The following is a 25,082-nucleotide window of genomic DNA, read 5'->3' as shown; positions in this document are numbered from 1 at the left end:
GGCAGGCCAACACTCATGATGATACCGGCGGAGGTACGGCTTGAGTTGGGTTTCTCCGGGCGTGGCCGAACGAGATGGGTGCCGAGGGTGGTCGCTCCGTTCTGCCGATCAGCGTGGGACACGCGCGTTTAGCCAGGTAGTCACCGTTTCGTGCCACCGGTCGGGGTCGGTGTTCCAGCAGAGGGTGTGGCCGGCGTCGAAGGTCTCCAGCTCGACGAGGTCCGGGTGGGCGTCTCGGAGTCCTTGTGAGAGCCGGATCGGTGCGGAATCGTCTCGGGTGCCGTGGAGGATCAGGGTCGGCGTGGCGAGGTCTGCGGCTCGGGATGTCCAGTCGAAGGAGCGAAGTGGGATGCTGCCCGGCAACCCGACTGCACGCGCCAGCGGGGTGACGGTGAGCCACGGGATCGCGAGGTGTCCGGCTGCTGCGGGCAGTCCGCTGCGAACACAGTTGGACTTGATGACCTCGCGCCAGTTCAGGACTGGTGAGTCGAGCACAAGCGCGGCGATCAACCCCTCGTGTCGCGGCCGGTCGGCGAGCTGGAGGGCAATCGCGGCACCCATCGACCAGCCGAAGAGCACGATTCGTTGGGCTCCGCGTCGGACGGCGCATCCGATGGCTTCGTCAACGTCTCTCATCTCGGTGCGGCCGAGGGTCACTCGGCCGGTGCCAACGTGTGGCCCTTCTGCTGTGTTGCGGTAGCTGACGACCAGTGAGGTGTACCCGAGCTCGGTCGCGACGCGAACGCCTCGAAGCGTGCCGGCACGGGTGCTGCCGAGGCCGTGGATGTGTATCGCCCAGGTCGAAGGGTCGCCGTCGATGCGCCAGGCCGGGCACGATCCTGCGGGAGCGGCGATGGCGATTTCGCGGGCATGAAGTCCGGCCTCGGCTGGGGTGGCGTAGTAGATGCCGCTCCACGAGGCGCGGTCGCCGACCTTCGGAGTGAAGCCCGATGTGGTGCCCGTGATCCTGCGGGCGACGCGAGTAGGTCCGCGATCGGTGATCTCTGCGGAGAGCTGTGCCCAGCGGTCGTGCTCGATCCAGAGGTTGTAGATGCCGTGCGCGGTGGTCTGGTCGGTGCGGTCGAGCACGATCAGGTCACCGTCGTCGTCGTGCTCGACTCCTCGGACGGGGAGGTCAAACGTGCGCGGGCCGACGGGTGCGGTGAGGCGCCTTGCGATTGCCCACCCGAGCCCGCCGACTGCTGCTGCCGCGATCCCGCCGCCGAGGGCGATGCGCCCGATCACGATTCACGCTCCTCGACGTTTGGAACGGGCAGCGTCGTTGCGACGGTGGTGTCGTTTCCGACGAGGTGGCTCTCGGCTCGTTCGAGCAGGGCGCGGTCTTCGGCGCTGATGTCGAAGGTGATGCGGGGGTCGATCATTGCGTCGCGGATTTCCACGATCACTCGGTGCAGGTGTCCCTCCGGGTCGTCGCTGTTGGCGGCGAGGGGGTCGGCTTGGCTCAGCCCGGGTCGCGCGCGTGTCGCTCGGAGCCAGAGCGGCTCCAGCTGCGCCGTGAACGAGATCGTGTTCCGTCGTCGGGCGTGGTGCTGGGCGCGGCGGACGGCGGGCTGGACCGCGAACCCGGCGCAGAGGAACACGAAGGTGAGGACGGAGAGCGGATCGTAGGCGGCCTGGATGGCGTGCATGAGGTCGAGTTGACCGGCTGCATGGGCGATGTCCATGACGATCACGGCGAGGCAGAGGGCGACGCCGAAGGTTGATCCGAGGCTGAGCAGCGCGGCGGGGAGGCGCTGGATGCCTGTGCTGTGTCGATACTGCCGTGCGGCGAGGACGAGCATCGTTGCGATGACGAGTGCTCCGTAGCTGAAGTTGATGATTGAGTAGACCGCTGTTGCTGGCTGTGCGCCGAGGTCGCTCATGAATCGTGTGGTGGTGGTGCCGCGGTCGATGAACAGGAACGATGCGGTGATTGCGAGTAGCGCGATGAGCAGGACGGGTGCGCTCACGGCGGCACGGACAAGCCGGGGCCGGTACTCGCCGGACTTCATGACGCCGCGCCCGAGGAAGAACAGCCCGGTCATCAGCAGGGCGTCCGCGATCAGCGTCGCGATGTTCGTGCCGCCGAGGAGCGGATCGACGACCGTGTAGATGTCATCGACGTTCAGCGTCATCGCGATGGCAATGGTGATCGCGGCGTAGGTGATGCTTCTGTCGGTGCGCTTCCGGCGGAAAATGAGCAGGCTCGCCACGAGCGCCCACATGAGCGTCGCGACGAGCGTCTGGATCATCCGAAGACCTCCGAGTAGGCCGATTCGGCGAACACCGCCCCTCGGATGCCTGCGGCGAGCCGGTCGGCGAGGGACTCGGCGGCGATCTCGGTTTCGCTGTCGAGGTCTTGCCGAGTGAGCAGGCGTGCGCGGGTGTGCGGCGGGATGTTGGGCAGTAGTGCCTCGTCGACGGTGCAGTCGTCGCCGTCGCAGTGCCCGAGGATCATGTGGGCAAGCTCGTGGAGCACGAACTGCTGACGGTGCAGTGCGGAGTCGCTGCGGGCGTGGAGCACGAAGTCTTCGGCGGCGGTGGAGAGCAATGCCGCGCAGAGGCCGTCGTGGGCGTCGAGGTCTGCGAGTTCGACGATGCGGAGCCGCCGGTGCCGGCGGTCTTGGACGGTGTGGCGGAGGTTGTCGAAGGTGAAGGTGTTGCCGAGCTGAAGGCCCGCGACGGCCGCCGATACGGTCTGTTCGATATTCACGGTTCGCCCCTTGTCTGTGGGGAGCAGGACCGGTGGCGGCTCCGTGTCGTGCGGTACCGGTCAGTGCTCGGGCATGTGTGTCATTTCCTCGTCCAGGAACTTGGTGATGGCGTGGAGGGCTTTCGGCGAGATGTCGCCGAGGGTGCGCGCTGCGTAGGACTTCACCTTCGCTGCCCGCATGGACCGAACCAGATCGAGCTGCGCTGAGACCTTCTCGGGGGTAGCGGCACCGTCCTCGCCGAGCAGGAACGCGGCGTCCACGTCGAAGAACGCAGCGAGCCCCTCGAACACAGCGGGGTCTTGGACGTAGCGGTGGCCGTTGACCATGTACGTCCAGCGCGACCGTGACAGGTTGGTGCCTCGTTCGTGGAGGTAGTCGGCGATCTGCGAGTAGGTCGGCTCAGTGCCGGACTCGGCAACGGCGACATCCATCAGGAGCCGTAGACGCTTGGCGAGGTCTTCGGCCGCAGCCTGGCTCTCGTCTTCGGTCATGGTGGCTGACCCCCTTCCCTTCGCGACGGGCAAGGCATCGATGTAGTCCACCCGGAGGGTGGTTGTGCATGCTCAACCGTACTCGTTGAGCATGCACAAATCAAGGCTTGCGCATGCTCAATGGGCGGTGTTAGAACAGGACTCCGGGACATTTTGAGCATGCTCAATGCCGCGTCCCGGTCTCGGCTCGGGCTGCCTCAAGGAGGTGAACGATGTCCAGCTCACGGTTCGGGCACGGGTGTTCGCGCCTACCTGCCAGGTGTACCGCCGCGCGCAACCTTGGCGCGGCCCGCCGAAGAGGAGGCCGGAGCATGGCATCGAACGAGGACGCCCGCGCGGCGCGAGAGGCGAAGCTCGACGAGCTGCACGAGAAACTGACCGGCGCGGTCGAGTCGCTGGTCTCGGGTGACGACTGGCGGCAGGCGCTCGCCTTCGCCGCACGGTTCAGGTCGCGGTCATTCAACAACACGATGCTGATCTGGGTGCAGCACGAGGCCGCGTTCGAGGCGGGCCGCGTGCCCGAGCCCTTCCCCACCCTGGTCGCCGGGTACTGGCAGTGGCAGGGGCTCGGGCGGCAGGTGATGAAAGGGCAGACCGGGTACATGATCTTCGCGCCGGTGACGGGCCGGTTCGCGTCGTCCAATCCTGCCGATCCGAACTCCTGGCGTCGCTTGGGGCCGCGAGAGAAGCACAAGGTCAACGAGGTGGTGCGCTCGCGGATGGTCGGAGCGCGCCCGGCCTACGTGTGGGATGCCTCGCAGACGGACGGCGAACCGCTGCCGGTGCCGCCCGCTCCGACGCTGCTGGAAGGCGAAGCACCGTCAGGGTTGTGGGAGGGGCTGGCCGGGCAGATTCGCGTCGCGGGGTTTGAGGTGCGGCGGGTGCCGCACGAGGGGATGATCTCCGGCGCGAACGGCATGACCGACTACGAGGCGCGCACGGTCGCGGTGCGGGAGAACATGGACCCTGCCGCGCAGGTCAAGACCCTCGCGCACGAGTTGGCGCATGTGCTGATGCACGATCCCGACGACGAGGAGGCGCGGCAGCATCGCGGCATCCGCGAGGTCGAAGCCGAGTCCGTCGCGCTGATGATCGGTGCCGCGCACGGCATGGACACCGCCGGGTACACGATCCCGTACGTCTCGACCTGGGCCGCCCGAGTGGACGGCCACGAGCCCGTCCAGGTGGTGCAGGCCACCGGCGAGAGGGTGCGGAAGACCGCGCTGGCGATCCTCGACCAGCTCGACACGCTCCAGGTCGGCGACGGCACCCCGCCCGGCCTCGACCGTGACACCCCCAGTCCGCGCACTTCCCGCACGGCTGCGCCTGCGGTAGAGACCGATCGTCCGCGTGCTGCGTCGGCGCTGGCGGGGCGGGGGCTGTGATGCCCGATCCATTCGATGTCCTTGCGGCGCTCATTCGCGTGGATCGCTCACCAAACCTGGCCTTGGCTGCGCAGAGTCTCGCGGCGGCGGGGGTGCCCGTGTTCCCGTGCCTCGTGGAGGGGAAGCGTCCGCTGACCCGCCGTGGGTTCCTCGACGCGAGCAGCGACCCGGAACAGGTTGCCGCGTGGTGGTCGCGCACACCGAATGCGAACATCGGCATCCCGACGGGAGCGGCATCGGGCGTTGTCGTCGTGGATGTCGATGTCCACGGCCCCCACGATGGCCGCGCGGCGTACCAGCGCGCCACCGAAGCGGGGCTCGTCGATGGAGCGGGTCTGCTGGTGCGCACACCCACCGGTGGCGCGCACGTGTACTTCCCGGCGACACCAGGCAGCGAACAGCGTTCGTGGCAGGCAGCCGCTGCGGGTGTCGATTTCCGGGGCGACGGCGGCTACATCATCGCTCCTCCTTCCCGGCGAATCATCGACGGCAATGTGAAGCTCTACCAGGTCGCGGACATCGCCGCGCACTCGGTCGGCGCGGTGGATGCGGCACGTCTGCGGGACTTTCTCGACCCGCGCCCCGTCGCCCCACCACGTCCCAGCAGCGGCTCGATGGATATGGAATCTGAGCGGTTGGCGGCGTGGGTCGCCGGGCGGGATGAGGGCGAGCGGAACCGTGGCCTGTTCTGGGCTGCCTGTCGCCTCGCCGAGAACGGCGTCTCGGCCGCCGATGCGCTCGATGCGCTGGGTGCTGCGGCACAGTCGGCGGGTCTGGGTGATCGCGAGATCGCCACGACCGTGCGCTCTGCCTACCGAGCCATTCAGCCCGCATCCGAGACCGCGTCAGACGGCCGGAGCCGGAACGTGGGTCGCTGGTTCGGTCGTTCGGCGAGCCCACCGTCCGCAGCCTTCGGGAGGGCGGGGCTGTGAGGCGTGAATCGGAGGGGCGGCGGTGGGCCGCGATGACGGCGGTCGCGGGGACGGTGTTCATCGCTGCCGGGGCGTTCTGGCTGTCGTTCACGTCGTTGGCCGATCTGGCCGCTCGCTCCGGGATCGGGGCGGGGCAGGCGTGGGCGTGGCCGCTGATCGTGGACGGCATCATCGTCGTCGCCACGGTCGCCGTCGTCGCGCTCGCCGGGCAGCGCTCGGCCTGGTATCCGTGGGCGCTGCTGGTCGGCGGCGCGCTTGTCTCAGTGACAGCGAACGCCATTCACGCAGTCGTCGCCGCAGACGCCGACGTGCCACGGATGCTCGCAGCCTCGGTCGCCGCGGTGCCGCCCGTCGTTCTGCTCGCCATCACGCACCTGACCGTGATCCTCACCCGCACCACCGACCCCGACAAGGAACCGGCCGCCGCGTTCTCTACGGTCGCCGTCGAGCCCATGCCAGAGCTGCCGTCTGGCGGGCCGGAACCGACCCGTCGAAACGACGGTGTGGCGGATCGGCGGGCGCTGGGGTGGGAGCTGCGCGAGGCGGGCTGGTCGAACAAGCGGATCGCCCGCGAACTCGGGGTGCATCCCTCGACCGTGGGCAGATGGTTCGCCGTCGCGCACCTCACTGACACCACCGACACCGCAGACGAGCGGGAGGAGACGACCCCATGAACACCACCGACAACCCGCAACAGAACGACCCCGCGAGGCCCGATCCCGCACGCCTCGTGCCCGAGGAGCCGCGGGAGCGACCCGAGCCCGTCGAAGCGACGAGCACGCCGGAAGCGGTGCGGGCCGCGCAGGTCGCCCGCGACGACAAGCAGCACGCGCTCGTTCGCGGGCGCGGCGTGGAGTGGGTGCGCCCCACCGACCTGATCGCCCGGCATTCGGCGCACGCCGCCGGGCGTGGCCTCGACTTCCAGGCCGAGCTGGCACGCCACACCCGCACCCCCATCGGTGCCGGTGTTCGTCGTCTTGGAGATCGCGCCCGGCGGTTGCCACCGATCTCCGCGTTCGGGCGCAGCACCGCACCTGCGTCGCAGCTGTCCCGCTCCGGGGTCTCGATGAGTTGACGGTGGTGACAGGTCATGGCTGCGACGGCACCGGCATGCAGGACGCACTCGTGGGAGCGCGTGCGCACCTGCCTGCCAGGAGGTGCCGACACCATGACCACACCAACCAGCACCAGCAGGAACACCAGGACCGAGCCGACGGCCTTCGGGGCTGAGGACTTCACCACCGGCGAGGGCCTGCGCGCCCTGCTCAATCGCCTCGCCGAGAGCGGCGAGGACGCCTGGGTTCACGACGCGGTGGCACGCGACCTGATGGAGTTCGCCGCCGATAAGTACCGCGCTCTCGCGAGGAAGCACAAGCTCGACACCTGGGAGGCGGTCACGGCGGCGTTCGACGCGATGCAGTACCGCTCGACCCGCGAGGCCAACGATCCGTGGGCGATCATCACCCACGCCGTGCGGATCACCTGCGTCTACGAGGAACGCGCCCAAGGTCTGCTCTGCTCGGTGCACCAGGCCCGCCGCGCGCACGTCTCGGCGTTCCACGACCCCGAACGGTTCTCCGAACGCGACACCGCCCTGGCCGACTACCACCCCGCGTTCCACACCACCGACCTCCACTCCAGCGACCTCAAACCGGAGCCGCGCGACAGTCTCGGGTCGGCGCAGGCGTGCATGTCCGCCGGATCGGCGGCCGAGGACGCCATCGCGATGCTGTGCCTGCTCGACTGGCCGGCCGATACGGCAAGGGCCGCTGTCGAGCACGTCTGCGGAGCGTTGATGAAGGCCGGCACCCGCCAGTCCGCCCACGAGGCACTGCGCCGCGATCGGCACGCGCGGGCACTACTCGACCTGCCGCGCCGATCCTGGGCCGCGCTCCTGAAAGCGCTACTCGGGAACCCACACCCGGCCTACGTGGCCACCAGCAGCGGTCGCGGCATCCTGCTCCGGCTGCTACTGGGCGAGACCCTCGACCTGCTGCTCCGCGACGACGACCTGATCCTTGCGCTCGCACTTGCCGCTCCGAGTGGTGGAGGCGGTGAGTCGTCATGACCGAGCCACAGATCGGCAGCATCCAACTCGACCGCACCGTCGATTCGATCCTCGTCGGCACCCGGCACCGCGCCGACCTCGGCGACATCGACGCTCTGGCCGCGTCCATCGGGCGCGACGGCCTGCTGCAACCGCTCACGATCACCATCGACGGCGTGCTGGTGTGCGGGGCACGACGCCTTGCCGCGATCAAGATGCTCGGCTGGCGCACCGTCAACGTGTGGGTTCGCAGTGGCCTGTCCGACCGGCTCGGGCAGCTCCTCGCCGAGCAGGACGACAACATGCTCCACAAGCCGTACACCCAGCTCGAAGCCGCCGGACTCTACCGCGAGATTAAGCAGGTCATGGCCGAAGACGCCGCCCGACGCAAGAGCGCTACCCAGTTCAGCAGCGAGAACCAGCCGGGGAACGACGGTGGTGCAAACTTTGCACCACCGTCGAACGGGCCGCTCGGAAAGGCCCGTGAACAGGCGGCGGCGATGATTCCCGGCGGTGCCTCGCACACGACACTGGAGAAGATCGGCTACCTCGAAGACATCGCCAACAACCCGATCCAGCCCGAGACTCTGCGCGCCGAGGCCGCCGCCGGGCTGGAGCGGATCGAGGCTGGCGACCCGGTGCATCCTATCTACCAAGCGATCCGCGATGCCGATACCAGCGAGCGAGAGCGGCGCGAGGCCGAACTGCACGCCCGCGCCGAAGCCGCCGTGGCCAGAGCGAAGTCGATAAAGAAGGGCAAGCGCACCCCACCGCGTCCGTTGCCCCTGGCCACCGACGACGGGCAACCCGTCCGTTACCCACCGCGCGCGTTCATCCAGACCTGGGGCGAACTGACGAACTGGTGGACCCACTACGACGCCGACACCCTCGCCGGTGAACTGACCGACGAGCAGTTCGAGAACTTCCTCGCCACCGCCGACGGGACCGTCCGGTTCGCCGATGCACTCCGAGCCGCGCGCGAAGGCGCGGCGGAGCGGCCCCGACTCCGCGCGTTCTGACCACAGCAAGGTGCCGGGTGTGCACCTGCTCGGCATGAGCCCTGCACCCACTGATCCCGGGAACCGCCGCCGATTCGTCGCCCTCATCGCCGCCGGCATCGTCCTGCTGCTCCTCGCCAGCGTCGGCGTCTACGGACTGCTCGCCGGCCCCCGCAGCAACACCAGCCCCGATCCCGACCCGGAGCCCGGCCCGGTCGCGACGGCACCGCCGACGGTGGCACCGAGCACACCCCGGCCACCGCGGGTTCCAGCGGTTCCGCGTTCTGCCGATCCTGAGACTTTCGCGCGTGGGGTCGCGTCCACGCTGTTTGCGTGGGACACGGCGTCGGGGCTGTGGCCGCTGGACTACACCTCGGTGATCCTCGCGGTCGGAGACCCCAGCGGCGAGGAACAGGCGGGGCTGGCCTCCGACGTGGCCGCGTACCTGCCGACCCGCGACGCCTGGATCGAGCTGCGGCAGTACGCCACCCGCCAGCACCTCACCATCGACACCGCCTACGTCCCCGATGCCTGGGCCGAGGCGGCGGCGCAGGCCCAGCCGGGGCAGCTCGCGGCAGGAACGACGGCCGTCACGATCGAGGGCACTCGCCATCGTGCCGGGGTCTGGAACGGGCAGCAGGTCACCAGCGAGCATCCGGTCGCGTTCACCGTGTTCGTCGTCTGCGCACCGACCTACGCGACCTGCCATCTGCTGCGGCTGTCGCAGCTCGACAACCCGCTGCGCTGAAGGGGTTGGCGTCGTGTTCCGCAAAGCCGCCATCGCAGCCTTGGTGCTGCTGTTCTTCGCACCCGCCGCATCACTCCTCGGGATCGGGGTGCTGATGAACCCCGCCGCGGCCTACTGCGCCACCTCCGCCGGGACCGTGAACCTCGGCCCGATCCCTGACTCGCTCACCGTGACCACCGCCAACGGCGAGACCTTCACCCTGAATCGTCAGCAGCTCACGCACGCGGCAACGATCATCGCCGTCGGCAACGGCATCACCGACGTGGGCAGGCCGGGAATCAAGATCGCGCTGATGGCCGCGCTCACCGAGTCCACGCTGCGGATGCTCACCAACACAGGCGCCTACCCGGAGTCGGCGAACTATCCGAACGACGGCAACGGCGGTGACCACGATTCCCTCGGCCTGTTCCAGATGCGCCCACAGTCGGGGTGGGGCACCGTCGCCGAACTCATGGACCCCACCTACCAAGCGCGAGCGTTCTTCGGCGGGCCGACCGGACCGAACTACCCCTCACCGCGCGGCCTGCTCGACATTCCCGGCTGGCAACAGATGGACCCCGGCGAAGCCGCCCAAGCCGTTGAGGTGTCCGCCTACCCCGACCGGTACCGCAACTACGCGCCCGTCGCCGACAGCATCCTCGCCGCCCTCACCAGAGGTGGCAGTGCCGCTGGTGGCGTGGATGGTCCGGCGGTCTCGTCGTCGCGGGTGGTGTTGCCGCTGCCCGAGGGCACCTGGGTGCTGACCTCGCCGTTCGGGATGCGGGTGCACCCGATCACCGGCGAACGAAAGATGCACACCGGCACCGACTTCGCCGCGCCCGACGGCACGCCGATCCTCGCCGCCGCTGACGGCACCGTCACCGTCGCGGAGTTCTCCGGTGGGTACGGCGGCCTCATCGTCATCGAGCACACCATCGCCGGCAAGACTGTCGCAACCGCGTACGCGCACATGTGGCAGAGCGGCATCCACGTCGGCCGCGGAGACCGCGTGAGCGCCGGCCAGCACATCGGCGATGTCGGCTCTTCCGGCATGAGCACCGGCGCACATCTGCACTTCGAGGTCCGGCCCGGCGGCACGAACGGTGAGGCCATCGACGCCGCCGCCTGGCTCAACGAGCACGGTGCCGCGAACCTGCCCACGGCGACCGGCGGATCACCCGCCGCCTGCAACAACGCCACTGCGGGCACGCCGACCGGAGTCGATGGAGACCCCGACCGGCTCGTCGACGATCCCACCAGCTCGGGCAAGATCACCGCCCGCATGCTCCACCTCTACCAGCAGACCCTTGCCGCGTTCCCCGACACCGGCTGGGGCTGCTACTCACCGCGCCCCGGCACCAAGTCCGAGCACTCCCTCGGCAGGGCGTGTGACATCACCTTCGGCAACCACATCGGCCAGCGACCCACCCCGGCGCAACTCGACGTCGGCTGGAAGGCCACCAACTGGATGAAGGACAACGCCGACGTGCTCGGTGTCGAGTACCTGATCTGGCAAGGCCAGATCTGGTCAGTCGCCCGTGATAGCGAGGGCTGGCGTCCGTACAACGGCGGCGGCATGCACGACCCCGCCTCCATCACCGGAGGCCACTTCGACCACCTCCACGTCACAGTCAAGGGGTGATCTGCGATGGGAGTGTTCCCTGATTTCGACGGGCTTGGCGGCATCGGCGACCTTCGCGCCGTGGTCGGCGCGCTCCTGACCTTCGTCCTGATCGTCGCCGTCCTCATGCTGATCGTCTCAGCGATCGTGTGGGCCATCGCAACCGCCCACGGCAACTACGCGACCGCCAGCAAGGGCCGAACCGGAGTCCTCGTCGCCGTCGGTGCCGCCGCCCTCGCCGGAGGCGGAGTCGCTTGGATGAACTGGCTCCTCAACCTCGGCCAACAACTCTGACGCCGAACGTCTCCGAACCTTTCGATGCCCACGTCCTCACCGGCGTGGGCATCGACGTTTGCACTGCCGAGGGGCCGCAGGTGCACCTGTCGCATGTACCCCGTCTGCGAGTTCGTGGGCGGGCCGCCCGTCGCCAAGGAGACCTACCGTGTTCGATCTGCTCGCCAACGTGATGTCCGCGCCGCTGCTGGTGCCGATGGACATCAACATCGACCCCAACACCGACGGCCTGCCGGGGATCAACCAGTTGCGCACCATCGTCGGCGCGGTGATGACCATCGGCCTGATCCTCAGCGTGCTCGCGCTGATCGTGTCCGCGATCGTGTGGGGCTTCGGCGCGAACTCGTCGAACCCGCACCTCGCCTCGCGCGGGAAGATCGGCGTCCTCGTCTCCTGCGGCGCAGCGGTGATCTGCGGCGCGAGCGTGACGCTCATCAACTTCTTCTGGAACGTCGGCCAGTCCGTCTGACCCGCCTGTCGTCATCGAGAGCTGGTGTTCGTGATGGGCGTATGCGACGTTCCGGTGATCTCCTCGGTCTGCGATGCCGTCGGCGAAGGTGCCGCCTCGTTGGTCGCGGCCCCGTTCGACTGGCTCGCGCAGGCGATGGGTGCCGCCGCGGGGTGGCTGTTCGAGGCGGTCTGGTCGGTCTTCGACACCACGACGCTGGTGGATGTCACCAAGCCCGGCTACATCGCCGTCTACAACCTGCTGTTCGGCATCGCGGTCTTCGTGATGCTGATCTTCTTTTGCCTCCAACTCATTACCGGGCTGATCCGCCGCGACCCCACCGCCCTCACCCGCGCCGCGCTCGGCCTGGCGAAATCCGTCCTCGGATCGTTCGTGGTCATCACGCTCACGGCGCTGCTGCTGGAAGTCGTCGATCAGCTGTGCATCGGGATCGTGCAGGCCGCGGGAGAGACCACCGAGTCGATGGGCGACAAGATCGCCCTCCTCGCCGCAGGACTGGTCGGGATCAACATCGCCGCCCCCGGCGTCGGTGCCATCATCACGATCTTCATGGCCGGCCTCGCGATCACCGCCGCCGCGATCGTGTGGCTCTCTCTCCTCGTCAGGAAGGCACTACTGCTGGTGGCGGTCGTGTTCGCGCCGCTCGCGTTCAGCGGCGCATCCTGGGACGCCTCACGGGGGTGGATCGGGAAGTGGGCGATGTTCGTCATCGCCCTGATCTGCTCCAAGCTCGTGCTCGTCGTGATGTTCCTCGTCGCGATCACCCAGGTCTCCGCACCCATCGACGCCGACCTCGCCTCGATCAGCGACCCCATCGCGGGAATCGTGCTGATGGCGATGGCCGCGTTCGCCCCGTATCTCACGTACAAGTTCATCGCGTTCGTCGGGTTCGACATGTACCACGCGATCGGCTCCGAGCAGGACGCCAAGAGCGCCCTCAACCGCCCGATCCCCGTCCCGACCAAGCCGCAAGCAGGTGGCGGAGAGCCGAAGAAGGTACTCGACGGAACAAGCGGCGGAGGTGGGAACACGGACGGAGCCTCTGGCGGTGGGAGCAGCGCACCGCCACCGCCGAAGACCCCGGCACCAGGACCCGCCGCGAGTGGCGGAGGTGCCGCCACTGGTGGAGGGGCCGCCGCTGGTGGAGGGGCCGCAGCAGGCGGGGGCGGCGCATCCGCAGCCGGTCCCGTGGCAGCGGGCGTCGTGGTCGGGGCGAGTGTCGCCAAGGGGGCCGCGACCGCCGGACCGAAGGCCGGAACCGCGCTGGGAGCCCAAGGCGAACACGCCGACGCCGCCGCCGCGCAGACACCGCCACCGCCCGCAGCAGCGCCTGCGGCACCGCAGTCGAGCCCGGCACCACGACCGCCGAGCACCGATCCGTCACCGCCGCCGAAGCCGCCCCCGCCGCCCGCGCCACGCCCACCGAAGGAGTAGACGATGAGCAGCACGAACCACGACCGGCCCGCCGCGGGCGAACTCGTGCCGGTGAAGTTCTCCCGCCTTACCCGCCGCGGTGTCCTCCTCGGCCTGTCGCTGACCCAGCTCGTCACGCTCGCCATCGGCGGAGCCACGCTCATCGGCGCGTTCTACGCCGGCGGCGGGATGCTGCTCGCCTACACCGCTCCCGTCTGGGTACTCGCCGCCGCGCTGACCTGGATACCCATCGCAGGCCGGCCCATCGTGGAGTGGCTGCCCATCGCCTGCTGGTGGCTGTGGCGCACCACCGGCGGGCAACTGCTGTACCGGCGCAGGATCGTCGTCCCGCGCCCCGTCGGCACTCTCGCTCTGCCTGGCGACATGGCGCGACTGCGCGAGTACACCGACCCCGACACCGGGGCCGGGATGATCCACGACCCCCACGCCGCCACGTTGACCGTCGTGTGCGAGGTCACCCACCCGGCATTCGTGCTGCTCGATCCCGGCGAGCAGGAACGCCGTGTCAGTTCGTGGGGCCGCGTCCTCGCCACCGTCTGTCGCTCCGGGCGGATCGCGACCCTGCAAGTCCTCGAACGCACCCTCCCAGACTCCGGCACCGGACTCGCCGAATGGTGGGCAACCCACGGCACCCCGGACGGATCGTGGGCGGCCGACACCTACGCCGAACTCATCGACCGCGCCGGACCCGCCGGCGAACGCCACGCCACCACACTCTCGCTGTCACTGGACATGAAGACCAGTGCCCGGCAGATCAGGACCGCGGGCGGCGGGATTCGCGGTGCTGCCGCGGTGCTGCGGCAAGAGATGAACACGCTCGTCGCCGCGCTCCGCTCCGCCGACCTGTCGCCGTCGGGATGGCTGACACCAGGGCAGATCGCGGTGATGCTGCGCTCCGCCTACGACCCCGCCATCGCCGCCACCCTGGAACGCCACGGCAGACTCGGCCAGTCCCTCGCCACCGCCGGACCGGTCGCCGTCACCGAAACCTGGGGCAAGCTCCGCACCGACTCCGCCCACCACGCTGTGCTCTGGGTCAGCGAGTGGCCGCGATCGCTGGTGTACCCGGGGTTCCTGTCGCCGGTGCTGCTGTCCACCGGCATCCAGCGATCGTTCTCACTGATCTGCACCCCGATGCGGTCCGATGCCGCTGCCCGCGACATCCGCAAGAAGAAGGTCGAGCACATCTCCGACCAGGCCCAGCGCGCGAAGATCGGCCAGATCGAAGACGCCTCCCAGACCGCCGAATACCACGACGTGCTCCAACAAGAAGCCGACCTCACCGCCGGACACGGCATCCTCCGCTACACCGGCCTCATAGCCGTCTCCGCACGCACCGTCGAAGAACTCGACGCCGCAGTCGCCGCCATCGAGCAGGCCGCGATCCAAGCGTCGTGCGAGACCCGGCTCCTCGTCGGCCAGCAAGCCGCCGCGTTCACCGCCGCCGCGCTCCCGCTCTGCCGCAAGGTGTAGAGGCTACGCGGACGGTGACTCAGCGGCAGCGATAGCAGCCCGTGCTTCGGTGCGACCAGAGGCGCCGTCTGCGATCGCGGTCACCAGGGCATCAATGCTCTCGGGGTCGGCATCAGCAGGGAACATCCACTGGACATCACTTCGTTCTGTGGTGACGCCGATGGTTGGCCGCACTCGCTCGTCGTGATTCGTTCTCGGCCGCACGTATTTCACCTCATCGAGTGGGTACGTGGCGCCAAGCTCGCCACGGCGTAGAAGCGTCTTCGGTGTCGCGGTGATGATTCGACGGTCAGTTACCGCGACGAAGGTGCTGGACGTGAGTATCTCGACGATCGCGCCGGCTCTTCCTGGGGCGAGCGCGTCCCAGGCGGTATCGACACGCTTGGCCAGGAGCGCTGGCACCACTCCTGTGAGGTTGTGCGCGCCGGTCTGGTAGGGGAATGCAATGCTGCGGAGTTGCTCTCCGTCCTCCAAGAACCACCGAAGCACATGCAGATAGGGATCAAGATCGAGCCCTTCGGGTCCGCACACCGTATCCGGAACGGCAGGCATGCCGACGGCAGGATGGAGCATGTCGGCCAAGGGCTCGATGGCTTCCAGGAGCTGCCTGCAAGTGAGCTGGGACGCCTTTGCGTCCTTCCGCTTCTTCGTGAGAGGCACGGTGGCGCGGCCAGGGAGTTCGGCGATGATCCGCAACTCCCGGACGAGCGACTCGGTCAGCGAACGGATTTCGGAGAGCGACTCGTCTATCTCGACGGGAGTGTTCCGAGCGATCCGGTCGAAGAGCTGCGCCTCGCTCTCGTCGTTGGTGCTTCGTGTTCTGGCGAGGGCAGCTCGGACAGCCTGGTACTCCGCGTGGGTCTTGAGCGAGCTGAGAAGCGCGTACGTATCGAAGACGATCGCTTCGGCGTTGGATTCGAGGTACTGGCGGCGAGCACGACCGTCGAGCTTTCCAAGTTCCTGGACATGGCCTGCCACGTTCTTGCGGTATAACTTCAACTGCTTGCGGATGTTGGGACCGCTAGGAGCGATGGGCTCCCAGACAGAGTCTGTGATGGCGTCGAGTTCGCGGGTCTCCTTGACTGCCTCATCCACGGACTCCGCCAGCCCTTCAAGCTCTGCCCATTGCTCGTTCCGGATGGCCTTGAGCGTCTGCGTCGTGAGCTGGATGTTGGAGCGGACGAGGCCCGAAATCTCACCTAGCTGCATCTGGAGCGCGATCATGGCGACAGCCGGGCCGATGGCTGCGATCGCCGTGGCGGCCGTCATCGACGCGGGGATGAAGCGTGCCTGCGCGACCAGTTCACCGTTCTTGAAGATCGCTCCGAGCTTTGCGCCGTCCTTCGCGGCCATCTGACCGCCGCTCTTCAGCAGAGACAGCGTCGCATCGTTGACGCGGAAGAGGCCTTGCGCGCTCGACACAGCCTCCGCGATGTTCCCGACGATCGTGCCTGCGTTGCCGAAGGAGCCGAGAGCGGTGGAGAGCTGAACGCGGTCGAAGGACGGCACCATGTCAAGGCTGATGAGTTCAAGACCGTCGGGGACTTCGCCGAATACGACTGCGACGCCTGGCGTCACCTCGACGAGGGTCGTGGAAGCTGCGAGTTCAAGTGCGTCGGACCTGATCTGACCATCTTCCGAGGTCTGCGTGCCAACGGCGTCGTCGCTACCGGACTCGTCGCGCGGGTCGTCCATATGGGCTCTCCTTCTCGCCGGTGACTGCCTCGTGCCTCCCTCCGACGCCTCCATCAAGTATGTCAGCCACCTCCGACAGCGCCTGGGGTCATCGCAGCACACCTCCCCATCACACAACTTGCGAGGAGGCCACCATGCCCACGTTCTTCGATTCGACTGCCGACGCCGCAGAGGCGTCCGAGGCGCTGCCGGGGTTGGCCCACGCGAGCCGGGGCTTCGATCAGCCCGCCGAGATGTACGGCGTGATCGGTGATCTGTCCTCGGGGATGCGCTCGCTGCGGCAGGCGCTCGACCAGATCGCCGATGTTCACGAGCGCAAGGCCGCGCACGCCTTCGACGACGCCGGCAACCACGAAGCAGGAGTGGGAGACGCCCTCGCTGCCGCGGAAGAGCTGCGTCAGGCGGCGAACCTCGTCGACCGGGCGTATGACCGGCTCGCGGAAGGGTTCATCGCTGCGGGACGGATCGCCTGGCACCCCGAGCCCGCCGTCGAGGAGGCCGCGCCTTCGCGGTGGGTCAGCGTGGTGTTCCTCCAGGGAGAGGAGGCTGACCGGCCGTTGCGCATCCTCGGCGAGTTGGGGCATGTCGATGCGGTGGACTTCCTCGCGCAGTGGGACTACGGCGACGAGACCACGCAGGCCGCTCTGGAGAACGGGTACGTGTACGACGAGCCCGGCGAGGGCACCAACGACCGGGTGGCGCTCTCGGGCGACTACGCGCTGGTCGTGAACCCGCACGTCGGCTACGTCTCGCTACTGAGGCGCTACACCGAACCGGAGGCAGAGGCCCCGGATGCCGAGCCGGTCGAGTCCGCTCCGGCGCAGGCTGGGCCGGAGTTGATGGTGTCGTACTCGTCGCCGGGCGCGCCGGAGCGGGCCGATCTGCCGACGGCGAAGCGGGATCGGTCGTGGTTCGAGCCGGCCAAGATCACGGCGGTCAAGCAGGCGCGGGGGCTGGTGCGGTGACCGAGGATTGCGCGCGGCTGCACACAGCCGTTCTAGTGGCACCGTCGAAGGAGCGGCGGAGGCTCCGCAAGCAACGCCGCAAGGCAGAGGCCCGGCTCCACGCTGAGCAGCGAAGGACCGCGCTCGCCGCTGCGAAGGCGAAGGCTGAGGAGGAGCGTGCCGAGCGGCGCGCCACGGTGTACTTGCCGAAGGCGGGCGAGCCGGGTGCTGCGCGGCTGCGGACTCCGGGTCGGTTCCATCTGACGCGGCATCAGGACACGTCGGCGACGCTGGCGGGTGCGTACCCGTTCGTCGCTGAGGGCGGGCTCGGCGCGGATGGTGTGTTCGTCGGTCAGGACCTGTACTCGGGTGGGAGCTTCGTCTACGACCCGTGGGTGCTCTACGCGCGCGGGATCATCACCGCGCCCAACGTGGTGCTGGCCGGGATCGTCGGCTCCGGCAAGTCCTCGCTGGCGAAGTCGCTCTACACGCGGTCGCTGCCGTTCGGGCGGCGCGTGTACGTGCCAGGCGACCCGAAGGGCGAACACACCGCCGTCGCGAACGCCGTCGGCGGGCGCGCGATCGTCCTCGGCCACGGCCTCAACACTCGCCTGAATCCACTCGATGAAGGCCACCGGCCCAGTGGCCTGTCGGATGAGCAGTGGGCCTCGACCGTCGCGGCGCGGCGTCGTGACCTGATCGGTGCGCTCGCGGAGACCGTGCTCGCGCGCGGGTTGTCGCCGCTGGAACACACCGCGATCGACATCGCCCTGACCCAGACGGTGAGGGAGAACGACGTGCCGATCCTCCCGATGGTCGTCGATCACATTCTCGCCCCAAGCTCGGATGCCGACGGCCGGTTGGCCGAGGACGGCAGGCTCGTCGGCCACGCACTGCGCCGCCTCGTCGCAGGCGACCTGGCCGGGCTGTTCGACGGTCCTTCGACGGTCGCGTTCGATCCGTCGTTGCCGATGATCTCGCTCGATCTCTCGCGGGTCACCGAGAACTCGACGCTGATCTCGGTGTTGATGACGTGCTCGTCGGCGTGGATGGAATCCGCACTGCTCGACCCGAACGGTGGGCAGCGATGGGTGATCTACGACGAGGCATGGCGACTCATGTCCCACCCGGCGCTGTTGCGGCGGATGGATGCGCACTGGCGACTCGCACGGCACTACGGGATCGCGAACATGCTGATCTTCCACAAGCTCACCGACCTCGACAACGTGGGCGACCAAGGCTCCGCCATGCGCTCCCTGGCCAACTCGCTGCTGGCGAATGCAGAGACGCGGATCGTGTACCGGCAGGAGTCCGACCAGCTCGGGCCGACCGCAACTGCCCTCGGCCTGACCGGCACCGAGCAGCAGCTCTTGCCGAACCTCGGCGTCGGCCAAGGCCTGTGGCGGATCAAGGCCAGGAGCTTCGTCTGCCAACACCAGCTCCACCCCGACGAACTCGCACTGTTCGACACCAGCAGCCGCGCAGCGGGAGGTCACCGATGAACGTCACTGGTCCGTGCCGATCCACCACGACCGACGACGAGAACATGGCTCCCGTCGAGCTGCCGCACGTCCTCGTGACCGTTGCCGATGACGGCACCCTCACCGCCACGGTGGATGGAACCCACTTCGAGGAGTCGGGTGCGAGCGCGTGGACGCGGGCGAGGTTCGGGCCGCTCATGGATGCCATTACCAAGGACCGCACGATCGCGGTCCGGGTCGAGGTCCGCGAGAGCGACGGAAGTGTGTTCACCGACATCCTCCGCACCCGCAAGCCTCGACGCGCAGTCGCACCGCCCGAGACTCCGGTGCCGGAGACTCGTCGGAGTCGTCACGCCCGACGGGTGCCGCGCTTGGCTGAGGTCACCGCGGAGGGGTTCGTGCCTGGCGAGGATGTCGCCGTCGCGACGATCGTCTCCCATACCGACGCCACCGGAACCGGGGAGGCACGTGCGCTCATCGACCTCGATGACCTGCCCGCCGGAACATCGCACGAGGTGATCCTGTTCGGGCGTATCTCGGGCACGCTCGCGGTGCGGCGGCTGACATGAACCAGCGGCAGGCCGGGGGCATGGGCGACGAACTCACCAACGCCGCACCGATTGGCCTGATCGGCATGTTCGGGATCGCTCTCGTCCTCCGCGCCGCTGGCAGCGTCGCCGCGTTCCTGACAGGCACACCGCAGCCCGACGCCGGTGCAGCGGCGGGTCTCGCCGTGTTGTTCAACCCTGGTGATCCGGCGACCGCGCTCGGTGCCGACGGGCTCAACCCAGTCGTCTACTGGCTCGTCAGCACGGCACTGCTCGCCGGACTCGCTGCCGGGATCGTTTGGGTATGGATCGTGCTGCGCCGACACACCCGGAAGACAGAGACCGATCCGCACCGACTCGCCGGGATCGCGACCAGTCACGAGGTCAAGACCGCAGCATCCGCGAAGGCACTGCTTCACCGCGCGGCCACCCTGCGACCCTCCTTGGAGTCACCTGCACCACAGGATGTCGGCTACCTCCTGGGTGCCAGTCGTGGCAAGAAAGTCTGGGCATCGGTCGAGGACTCGATCCTGCTGATCGGCCCGCCCCGCTCAGGCAAGGGCCTGCACGTGGTCATCAATACGATCCTCGACGCCCCCGGCGCGGTCGTCACCACCAGCACGAGACCCGACAACCTCACCGCGACCCTCCGCGCTCGACGCCGCAAGGGCGGGCCGGTCGCCGTGTTCGACCCCCAACACCTCGCCGAGGGCATCCCCGCTGGGCTGCGCTGGTCACCCATTCGCGGCTGTGACGATCCGTTGACGGCGATGATCCGCGCTAACGGACTCGCAGCCGCCACGGGACTGTCCGCCGGAGGCGTCGAGTCCGGCGGGTTCTGGGAGGGCAAGACCCGCACCGCACTTCAGAGCCTGCTGCACGCTGCCGCGCTGGACGGCCGCCCGCCCGCCGAGCTGTTCAGGTGGACTCTTGATCCCAGCGCGGCGTCCGAGGCCGTCGCGATCCTGAACTCGCACCCGAACGCGGCGATGGGTTGGGACGACTCCCTGGCCGCGATGATCGACGCCGACCCCAAGACCCGCGACAGCATCTGGCAAGGCGTCTCCCTCGCACTCGCCGCGCTCGCCGACCCGCGCGTGCTCGATGCCGTCACCCCAGGCCCGCACGAACACTTCAACCCCGAGACCTTCCTCACCGAACAAGGCACCCTCTACCTGCTCGCCACCGGTGCCGGAGCGGGAGCCTCCGCATCGCTTGTCGCGGCGTTCGTCGAAGACCTCATCGAAACCGCCCGCCGGCTCGCCGCCCGCTCACCCGGAGCACGGCTCGACCCACCACTGCTGCTCGCACTCGACGAGATCGGAAACCTCGCCCCTCTGCCGTCACTGCCGACGCTCATGGCCGAAGGCGGTGGCACTGGGATCACGACCATGCCGGTCTTGCAGTCCCTCGCCCAGGCTCGCGACAGGTGGAGTGAGCATCAGGCCGGAGCGATCTGGGACGCCAGCATCGTCAAGATCATCCTCGGCGGCGCATCCAACAGTCGCGACCTTCAAGACCTCTCCACCCTCATCGGCGAGCGTGACGAGTACACCGACAGCGTGACCCTCGGCGACCACGGCACCCGCTCCAACCAGCGCTCGATCCGTCGCGTCCCGATCCTGCCGCCCGACCGCATCCGCACCCTGCCATTCGGCACCGGCATCACGATGCTGCGCTCCGCGCCGCCCATCGTCACCGACCTGCGCGCCTGGCCGACCCGGCCCGACGCCGCGCAGCTCCGCAGCGACCGCAGCGAACTCGAATCACTACTGCGCCGCCCGGCCCTCTGAGCGCAGACCTGGGTACGGAAGCGCACCTGCCTGACACAGCGGCCACACACGGCTGGTCGCCCGAGTTCAGGAGGGCGCCATCATGGCCATTCACACCCACCAGTCCATCTCCGGGTTCGTCGCCTCGGATCCGCAGCTCAGCTACACCGAGCGCGGCGACGCGCGCCTCTACATGAAGGTCGGCATCGAGCACTACCGCAAGGAGTCCGATAACACCTTCACGCAACTGGAGACGACCTTCCACGACCTCATCGCGTATCGCGGTGCCGCCGAGCAGGGAGCCGAGCGGCTCGCCAAGGGCGACAACATCATCGCCGACGGGCGGGTGCGCGACTACTCCTACGAGCGCAACGGCCAGCGCTACGAAGGCGAGGAGTTCATCGCGACGCGCATCGGACACGACCTCGCCCGCACCCGCTACGAAGTGGATCGCAGCGAACGCACTTCCGGCCGTGACGCGACCGCGTTCGCCGCACCTCAGCAGGCTGTGCCGTCCACCGCGACGGCTATCGGAATGTGAGCAACCGAGCCATGACCGATCAGTTCCTCCCCGAGCACGACGACATGCCACCCGAGGCAGGCCCGGCGTCCCCGCGATTCGATGCGCCCGAGCCACCGCACCCGGTCAACTGGAACCTGCTGACCGCCAACGATCTCGAAGCCGAGTTGCTCGAACTGAACCGCTGGGTGGACTGGCTTCGCCACACCTACGGGCTTCCCGCCAGTGTCGTGCCGCCCTACTGGCACCGCCACCCCGAACTTCTCTGGGAACTGTCGGCGCTGCACCTGCACTGGCTGTGCGCATACGATCCAGAGCAGAACGGCTCGGCACCCCTCGGCTGGCACCGCGACTTCGCGGATGCTCGCGCCCGCCTTCGTGATTGGGTGGCGGCCTGCGGCACGCGGCTCGACCGGGACCGCCCGACTCGTCAGACGAGCTGGCCAGGCGAAGACCCCGCACAGCCCATCGAAGATTCACCGATCACGGATCGTGACGAGGACTTCGTGCGGTTCGTGATCGACATGGTGAACGCACGCCAGGAGGCAGAGGATGCCTTCTTCGCGGGCGTCGATCCGGAGACCGGCGAGGTGTGAGACATGGCGCGCCGCTATGAACGGAAGACGGGGCAGCGCCAGCAGAGCGAGCGCGAGCTGACGATCCGGGCCGAGTTCCACGAACCGCCTGACTTGGACAAGCTCTGCGAGCTGCTGATCCGCCTCGCCCTCCAGCAGTCGGGCTCGTGCCGCTCGCAAGCCGCGACGCGACCGAAGCGCCCTCGTGCCAGGGCGAGCGCGTCGTCGTAGAATGTAGGCATCCGTCGCGGATGGCGGATGTTGTGGTCCTAGCGCTTCGCCTCGGCGGGGCAAAGTAAACGTGGCCGATTCGGCCTAGTCATACAGCCTTCGGGCTCTTCTCACGATCAACATCCGCTCTCACAAGTCCGCGTCGGCAGGACCAGTGACTGTGGAGAAGAGCCATGACGATCATCGACGCGGACCGAACCGCGATAGACAGCCTCGTAGCGCCCACCCCGTTCCCCGGATCGTTCGCCGTCTCCTACCTGCGGGTCTCCACCAAGGAGCAGGCAGAGAAGGGCGGCCAGGCGGAGGGCTTCTCGATCCCCGCGCAGCGCGAGGCGAACCAGCGCAAGGCCGACCAGCTCGGCGCAACGATCATCGAGGAGTTCGTCGACGCGGGCGAGTCCGCGCGCAAGGCCGACCGGCCCGAGCTGATGCGGATGATCCAGTACGTCGCGAAGCACAAGACGAACTACTGCATCGTCCACAAGGTCGACCGGCTCGCCCGGAACCGTGCCGATGACGTGACCATCCACCTCGCACTCAAGGACGCCGGCGTCACGCTGGTCTCGGCCACGGAGAACATCGACGAGACCCCATCGGGGATGCTGCTGCACGGCATCATGTCCTCGATTGCCGAGTTCTACTCCCGCAACCTCGCCACTGAGGTCGTCAAGGGCCTGTCGCAGAAGGCCGCGCAGGGCGGCACCGTGACGAAGGCACCCATTGGCTACCGCAACGTCGGCGTGCGCGACGAGTTCGGGCGGGAGGTACGTACCGTCGAGATCGACGAAGAGCGTGCGCGATTGGTCCGGTGGGCGTTCCAGGTGTTCGCATCCGGTGACTGGACGACGAGCCAGCTCCACCAGGAACTCGTGGCGCGCGGCCTCACGACTGCGGCGTCGCCGCGGCGACCATCCCGACCCATCGCGAAGTCGTCGGTGCATCGGATGCTGACGAACCCGTATTACAAGGGCAGCGTCCGCTATCAGGGCGTGACCTACGCGGGAGTGCACGAGGCGATCGTCCCCAACGAGGTGTGGGATCAGGTGCAGACCGTGCTCGGCACGCATCGCTCGGCTGCGGATGCGACGCAAGTCCATGAGCACTACTTGAAGGGGACGGTGTTCTGCGGGCAGTGCGGGTCGCGGTTGCTGGTGTGCAACGCGAAGAGCAGTCAGGGCACGATCTACCCGTACTTCGTCTGCGCCAGCCGTCACGGTGGCAGAGGTACCTGCACCCGGCAGGCGATGCTGATCGAGCAGGTCGAACGACTCGTCGAGCGCTTCTACGTCAAGGTGCAGATCGACCCGGAAACGATCGAGGCGGTTTCGGGGATGATTCATGCGAGGTTCGACGAGATGATGGCCGAAGGAGCCGCCGAACTCGCCGACCTCGCGTCCCGGAGAACCCAGCTCGAAGGCGAGCAGCAGAAGCTGCTCCAAGCCCACTACGCCGGAGCCATCCCGCTCGACCTCCTCAAGAGGGAGCAGGACCGGATCACCGCGTCGCTGGAGACCATCGAGCACCGGATCACCGCGCACCACGGCCACTACGCCGACGCGAGAGCGAACCTCGACGACTCACTGAAACTGCTGTCCAACGCCGCCGACATCTACGAGCACGCCGACGACGCGAACCGTCGGCTCCTCAACCAGGCGCTGTTCAAGACGATCTACATCGACGAGGACAACGACGTGCGCGTCGGCTACCGCAACCCGTACGACGGGCTGAGCATCCCCGGCCTTCATGCCGACGCACTGAGCTGGGCCGCCGAAGCGAAGAAAATGGCCCAGGTGGGAACCGCGACCAAGGGCGGACCCTTGGTCGCAAGTTCACACCTGACCCATTTGGGGTGAGTAACGGGGCTTGAACCCGCGACCTCCTGGACCACAACCAGGCGCTCTACCAGCTGAGCTATACCCACCATGCGCCCGCCGGAACAGGCAACCCCACGAGTCTATTACATGTTCGAGGTGAACTCCGACACCGTGCGGGCGGCGATCTCCTTCGCATCATCGCTGGAAGGTCCCGGTTCGTCGACGAAGACGGCTTCGCGGTAGTAACGCAGCTCGCGGATCGACTCGAGGATGTCCGCCAGCGCGCGGTGCCCGCCGTCCTTGGCAGGTGCCTGGAAGAACACCCGCGGGTACCAGCGGCGGGAAAGCTCCTTGATGCTGGAGACGTCGACGTTCCGGTAGTGCAGCCACTGGTCGACCTGTGGCATGTACTTCGCGAGGAACATCCGGTCGGTGCCGATCGTGTTGCCGGCGAGAGGCGCGCGGCGCTCCAGCGGGACGAAGCGGCGGATGTAGGCCAGCGTCTGTTCCTCCGCCTCCTCGAGGCTGATCCCGTGCGGGATCTCCTCGATGAGCCCGGAGGTCTCGTGCATCGCGGTGACGAAGTCGTTCATGTGCGCGAGGGCGTCCGCGCTCGGACGGATGACGACCTGGAAGCCGGGGTCGAGCGGACGCAGCTCGAAGTCGGTGACCACCACCGCGATCTCGACCAGTTCATCGATGGCGAGATCGAGTCCCGTCATCTCGCAGTCGATCCAGACGAGGCGGTCGTTCTCGGAAGCAGTCACCATGTCGCCATCCTATCGACGGCCCCGACATCCGCCGGGGGAGCGCGGTACGGTAGAGATGTCCGCCTCCGTAGCTCAGGGGATAGAGCAGGAGCCTTCTAATCTCTTGGTCGCAGGTTCGAATCCTGCCGGGGGCGCCAGTGATCGCCG

The 25,082-nt window shown here is 68.1% G+C and carries 26 protein-coding genes and 2 tRNA genes; 21 read left to right on the top strand and 7 right to left on the bottom strand.

Features of this window, described 5'->3' with window-relative positions:
• Positions 1-108 precede the first annotated feature (108 nt).
• The 4 genes from AB0N68_RS11645 to AB0N68_RS11630 are packed head-to-tail and all read right to left on the bottom strand — an operon-like array spanning position 109 to position 3,256.
• Entirely contained in the window at positions 109-1,245 is a 1,137-nt protein-coding gene (locus tag AB0N68_RS11645) for an alpha/beta hydrolase family protein (RefSeq protein WP_363332761.1), read from the bottom strand.
• Entirely contained in the window at positions 1,242-2,252 is a 1,011-nt protein-coding gene (locus tag AB0N68_RS11640) for an MAB_1171c family putative transporter (RefSeq protein WP_363332759.1), read from the bottom strand. Before AB0N68_RS11640 ends, AB0N68_RS11645 begins: the two co-directional genes overlap by 4 nt.
• Positions 2,249-2,713 (bottom strand): hypothetical protein, encoded by a 465-nt coding sequence (locus AB0N68_RS11635; RefSeq protein ID WP_048548410.1) that lies wholly within the window; start codon positions 2,711-2,713, stop codon positions 2,249-2,251. Before AB0N68_RS11635 ends, AB0N68_RS11640 begins: the two co-directional genes overlap by 4 nt.
• 60 nt (positions 2,714-2,773) lie before the next feature.
• Positions 2,774-3,256, bottom strand: coding sequence for a hypothetical protein (locus AB0N68_RS11630; protein WP_369826320.1), 483 nt, complete (start codon positions 3,254-3,256; stop codon positions 2,774-2,776).
• 260 nt (positions 3,257-3,516) lie between these two features.
• Between AB0N68_RS11630 and AB0N68_RS11625 the strand changes: the two genes are divergently transcribed.
• The 12 genes from AB0N68_RS11625 (at position 3,517) to AB0N68_RS11570 (ending at position 14,585) form a co-directional block, all read left to right on the top strand.
• Positions 3,517-4,590, top strand: coding sequence for an ImmA/IrrE family metallo-endopeptidase (locus AB0N68_RS11625; protein WP_363332756.1), 1,074 nt, complete (start codon positions 3,517-3,519; stop codon positions 4,588-4,590).
• Positions 4,590-5,522, top strand: a complete 933-nt coding sequence (locus AB0N68_RS11620; RefSeq protein WP_094182231.1) for a bifunctional DNA primase/polymerase — start codon at positions 4,590-4,592, stop codon at positions 5,520-5,522. The genes AB0N68_RS11625 and AB0N68_RS11620 overlap by 1 nt, the downstream gene beginning before the upstream one ends.
• A gap of 32 nt (positions 5,523-5,554) precedes the next feature.
• Complete coding sequence (locus tag AB0N68_RS11615) at positions 5,555-6,196, top strand: DUF2637 domain-containing protein (protein ID WP_363333152.1); 642 nt, start codon at positions 5,555-5,557, stop codon at positions 6,194-6,196.
• Positions 6,193-6,597 (top strand): hypothetical protein, encoded by a 405-nt coding sequence (locus AB0N68_RS11610; protein WP_363332754.1) that lies wholly within the window; start codon positions 6,193-6,195, stop codon positions 6,595-6,597. The genes AB0N68_RS11615 and AB0N68_RS11610 overlap by 4 nt, the downstream gene beginning before the upstream one ends.
• Positions 6,598-6,690: 93 nt before the next feature.
• Positions 6,691-7,590, top strand: coding sequence for a hypothetical protein (locus tag AB0N68_RS11605; protein ID WP_363332752.1), 900 nt, complete (start codon positions 6,691-6,693; stop codon positions 7,588-7,590).
• The gene (locus AB0N68_RS11600) at positions 7,587-8,588 is read left to right on the top strand and encodes a ParB N-terminal domain-containing protein (RefSeq protein ID WP_363332750.1); all 1,002 of its coding nucleotides are present in this window, start codon (positions 7,587-7,589) and stop codon (positions 8,586-8,588) included. Before AB0N68_RS11605 ends, AB0N68_RS11600 begins: the two co-directional genes overlap by 4 nt.
• A 34-nt stretch (positions 8,589-8,622) precedes the next feature.
• Positions 8,623-9,315 (top strand): hypothetical protein, encoded by a 693-nt coding sequence (locus AB0N68_RS11595; protein WP_363332748.1) that lies wholly within the window; start codon positions 8,623-8,625, stop codon positions 9,313-9,315.
• 13 nt (positions 9,316-9,328) lie between these two features.
• On the top strand, positions 9,329-10,936 hold the full coding sequence (locus AB0N68_RS11590; protein ID WP_363332746.1) for a VldE C-terminal domain-containing protein: 1,608 nt from the start codon (positions 9,329-9,331) through the stop codon (positions 10,934-10,936).
• A 6-nt stretch (positions 10,937-10,942) separates the two neighbouring features.
• Positions 10,943-11,209, top strand: coding sequence for a DUF6112 family protein (locus tag AB0N68_RS11585; RefSeq protein ID WP_363332744.1), 267 nt, complete (start codon positions 10,943-10,945; stop codon positions 11,207-11,209).
• A 172-nt stretch (positions 11,210-11,381) separates the two neighbouring features.
• On the top strand, positions 11,382-11,678 hold the full coding sequence (locus AB0N68_RS11580) for a DUF6112 family protein (protein ID WP_241263536.1): 297 nt from the start codon (positions 11,382-11,384) through the stop codon (positions 11,676-11,678).
• A 33-nt stretch (positions 11,679-11,711) separates the two neighbouring features.
• A complete protein-coding gene (locus AB0N68_RS11575; RefSeq protein ID WP_363333150.1) occupies positions 11,712-13,112 on the top strand; it encodes a conjugal transfer protein TrbL in 1,401 nt (466 codons plus the stop codon).
• 3 nt (positions 13,113-13,115) lie between these two features.
• Complete coding sequence (locus AB0N68_RS11570; protein ID WP_363332742.1) at positions 13,116-14,585, top strand: SCO6880 family protein; 1,470 nt, start codon at positions 13,116-13,118, stop codon at positions 14,583-14,585.
• Positions 14,586-14,588: 3 nt separating this feature from the next.
• On the opposite strand, the gene AB0N68_RS11565 is transcribed toward AB0N68_RS11570, so the two are convergent.
• The gene (locus AB0N68_RS11565; protein WP_363332740.1) at positions 14,589-16,280 is read right to left on the bottom strand and encodes a hypothetical protein; all 1,692 of its coding nucleotides are present in this window, start codon (positions 16,278-16,280) and stop codon (positions 14,589-14,591) included.
• A gap of 134 nt (positions 16,281-16,414) precedes the next feature.
• Here AB0N68_RS11565 and AB0N68_RS11560 point away from each other — a divergent pair, with 134 nt between their 5' ends.
• The 8 genes from AB0N68_RS11560 (at position 16,415) to AB0N68_RS11525 (ending at position 24,204) form a co-directional block, all read left to right on the top strand.
• On the top strand, positions 16,415-17,245 hold the full coding sequence (locus AB0N68_RS11560; RefSeq protein WP_363332738.1) for a hypothetical protein: 831 nt from the start codon (positions 16,415-16,417) through the stop codon (positions 17,243-17,245).
• Positions 17,242-18,726, top strand: a complete 1,485-nt coding sequence (locus AB0N68_RS11555) for a putative type IV secretion/conjugal transfer ATPase (RefSeq protein WP_363333148.1) — start codon at positions 17,242-17,244, stop codon at positions 18,724-18,726. The genes AB0N68_RS11560 and AB0N68_RS11555 overlap by 4 nt, the downstream gene beginning before the upstream one ends.
• Entirely contained in the window at positions 18,723-19,274 is a 552-nt protein-coding gene (locus AB0N68_RS11550; RefSeq protein WP_363332736.1) for a hypothetical protein, read from the top strand. The genes AB0N68_RS11555 and AB0N68_RS11550 overlap by 4 nt, the downstream gene beginning before the upstream one ends.
• A complete protein-coding gene (locus tag AB0N68_RS11545) occupies positions 19,271-21,046 on the top strand; it encodes a TraM recognition domain-containing protein (protein WP_363332734.1) in 1,776 nt (591 codons plus the stop codon). Before AB0N68_RS11550 ends, AB0N68_RS11545 begins: the two co-directional genes overlap by 4 nt.
• An 82-nt stretch (positions 21,047-21,128) precedes the next feature.
• Entirely contained in the window at positions 21,129-21,566 is a 438-nt protein-coding gene (locus tag AB0N68_RS11540) for a single-stranded DNA-binding protein (protein WP_363332732.1), read from the top strand.
• Positions 21,567-21,577: 11 nt separating this feature from the next.
• Positions 21,578-22,141 carry a hypothetical protein gene (locus AB0N68_RS11535; protein ID WP_448804018.1) on the top strand — a complete coding sequence of 188 codons (564 nt, stop codon included), beginning with the start codon at positions 21,578-21,580 and terminating at the stop codon, positions 22,139-22,141.
• Between the two features lie 3 nt (positions 22,142-22,144).
• Entirely contained in the window at positions 22,145-22,351 is a 207-nt protein-coding gene (locus AB0N68_RS11530; protein WP_047692296.1) for a hypothetical protein, read from the top strand.
• A gap of 173 nt (positions 22,352-22,524) precedes the next feature.
• Complete coding sequence (locus tag AB0N68_RS11525; RefSeq protein ID WP_363332729.1) at positions 22,525-24,204, top strand: recombinase family protein; 1,680 nt, start codon at positions 22,525-22,527, stop codon at positions 24,202-24,204.
• Here AB0N68_RS11525 and AB0N68_RS11520 read toward each other — a convergent pair.
• Both AB0N68_RS11520 and orn read right to left on the bottom strand, forming a co-directional pair.
• Positions 24,197-24,272 (bottom strand) — tRNA-His (locus AB0N68_RS11520). The genes AB0N68_RS11525 and AB0N68_RS11520 overlap by 8 nt on opposite strands.
• Positions 24,273-24,308: 36 nt before the next feature.
• Complete coding sequence (gene orn, locus AB0N68_RS11515) at positions 24,309-24,935, bottom strand: oligoribonuclease (RefSeq protein WP_280566295.1); 627 nt, start codon at positions 24,933-24,935, stop codon at positions 24,309-24,311.
• Positions 24,936-24,996: 61 nt separating this feature from the next.
• Here orn and AB0N68_RS11510 point away from each other — a divergent pair.
• Positions 24,997-25,072: transfer RNA gene (locus tag AB0N68_RS11510), tRNA-Arg, on the top strand.
• Positions 25,073-25,082: the final 10 nt, after the last annotated feature.

It is taken from the genome of Microbacterium meiriae (genome assembly GCF_040685015.1).
Classification (GTDB): domain Bacteria; phylum Actinomycetota; class Actinomycetes; order Actinomycetales; family Microbacteriaceae; genus Microbacterium; species Microbacterium meiriae.
Note: the sequence above shows the minus strand (reverse complement) of the source record. Positions and strands in the feature narration are given on the sequence as shown.